Source organism: Moorena sp. SIO4A1 (assembly GCF_010672065.1).
Classification (GTDB): Bacteria; Cyanobacteriota; Cyanobacteriia; order Cyanobacteriales; family Coleofasciculaceae; genus Moorena.
Genome location: NZ_JAAHHX010000406.1, coordinates 1 through 1937, shown reverse-complemented (window position 1 = coordinate 1937; position 1937 = coordinate 1). Strand labels below are relative to the sequence as shown.

2 protein-coding genes are annotated in these 1937 nt (G+C 43.1%); both read left to right on the top strand.

The window, feature by feature from the left end; genetic code table 11:
• Positions 1-510: 510 nt before the first annotated feature.
• Positions 511-765, top strand: coding sequence for a hypothetical protein (locus F6K53_RS38780; protein ID WP_075900466.1), 255 nt, complete (start codon positions 511-513; stop codon positions 763-765).
• Between the two features lie 669 nt (positions 766-1434).
• The gene (locus F6K53_RS38775) at positions 1435-1734 is read left to right on the top strand and encodes a hypothetical protein (RefSeq protein ID WP_075900484.1); all 300 of its coding nucleotides are present in this window, start codon (positions 1435-1437) and stop codon (positions 1732-1734) included.
• Positions 1735-1937: the final 203 nt, after the last annotated feature.

Sequence of the window (1937 nt, the reverse complement as noted above, 5' to 3'; positions counted from 1 at the left end):
GGCTTCGTGGCACAGGCCACAAGCGCTGTGACTTTCGTGACTATTAAACCAATGCTTACTTGTTGTCTTGATTATTGCGCGAGTGGGGGAAACCACGCCAGTTGCTCATGGGGGAGACCACGGCAGTCGCTCATGGGGGAAACCCCCAAGACCGCGCTGCCTCCCCAAGACCGCACTGGCTCCCCAAGACCGCGCTGCATCGCTTGTAGAGTAAGTTTTCTGTTTTTTTTACCTGAAATTTAGCATAGCAGGTACTGAAGAACCAAGAAATTCGATTCTCTGAAAAAAATGCCACGCGCACGCTAACATTTTGATTCTGTAATTTGTTCACGATTCCCGATTCCCGATTCCCGATTCCCGATTCCCTACTCCCTTAAAAAACAATATCCCATTCCATAACCGTACATTTTATTTCAATTACCCCTCCGAAAAAAAATTATAAAACCCCTTGACAAATTTAAATATTATCGTTATGATTATATTTATAAACTTAACAACGAATTGTTAACTATGTCTGACAATTTTCGCCCTAATCCAGAAAACAATCCTGAGGATATCACTCCTAGTAATACTCCTCAGGAACCTTTCCGCAAAAAATACCCCATTAAGCACATTTTGAAAGGCTCTCGCCAGGCAATAAACAACACCATGTATACCCTTTATGCACGGGGTTACGCCCAAATTGACGAATGGAGCCCCCTTCAGGCAACTGAGATTCCTGGGGAATTCATCACGGTAATGACGAAATACTTAACTCTGGGTTAAGGGCTTAAATTTCAGGGGGCTTTGCCCCCTGGCCAAAGGCCAATCACATCGGATCACGTCCGGATGGGTTTACAAAGTTGAGACATAAGTAACAATTCGTAGCCGTGGAACATAGTTCTGCGGCTACTTTTTTTTGGTTAGCAGGTTTAAGGTTATGAGGTTGAAGGTTAGATGGTTGAAGGTTAGATGGTTGAAGGTTAGATGGTTGAAGGTTAGATGGTTGAAGGTTATTTGGTTGAAGGTTAGATGGTTGAAGGTTATTTGGTTGAAGGTTAGATGGTTGAAGGTTATCAGCTATCAGCTATCAGTTCGTAGGGTGCGTTAGGGGCGGGCGAGCCTTAATTTTTCCCCTCTTCGCGCCTTGTTGAAACAGCCCGCACCGTAACGCACCACGGGCAAGATGCCCGTTCCACCCACCAGGTCAAACAGCTTTAATGATATGCACCCGCTTCGGAGCAGGAAACAGAGAACAACAATTATCAAAATTTATTTACGTAACCTAGATCTCTTTATATTTTTTCCAAGTTGTGCAACAATCTATCTTTGAAACTATAATCTAGCGTTTCCTAGTCTAGTCAGGTAAATCTAAATTTTATTCCCGATTCCCGATTCCCGATTCCCGATTCCCGATTCCCGATTCCCGATTCTCTCCAATAACAACTTTCAAAAATGAAAAAATACCTAACTACGTTATTGCTGTTGCTAACATTATCCTTTGCCTTTGCTCCTCCCGCTGTTGCTTTCTCCTACTGCCGCACTAAAAATAACAACCGGATTTGCATCCTTAGCATCAAGCGGAGTGCTAAGTATCCATGGGAATATCGAGCATCAGTTAGTGTTAATGGCGTTGCTACTCCTATAGAAATATATAATTGTCGCGATCGCATTAGAGTTAAGAAAGACAGAACTGTTGTGCCATTTCAACAGAACGGTCCAGGGGAACTTATTTGTAGTATTTTGAAAAAATAGTATAAGAAAGGGAACAGGGAACAGGGAACAGGGAACAGGGAATAGGGAATAGGGATAATAGACTATTTCAACTGTTTGACCCGGTGGTGCGTTACGGGGCGGACTATTGCAACACTGGTTACGAGGCGGAAAATGAGGGCAAGTCCGCCCCTAACACACCCTACGCACTCTAAATTCTAAATTTTAAATTCTAAATTATAAGA

Coding starts and splice junctions, on each gene's coding strand:
- F6K53_RS38780 (WP_075900466.1), top strand. CDS start 511: ATGTCTGACAATTTTCGCCCTAATCCAGAAAACAATCCTGAGGATATC.
- F6K53_RS38775 (WP_075900484.1), top strand. CDS start 1,435: ATGAAAAAATACCTAACTACGTTATTGCTGTTGCTAACATTATCCTTT.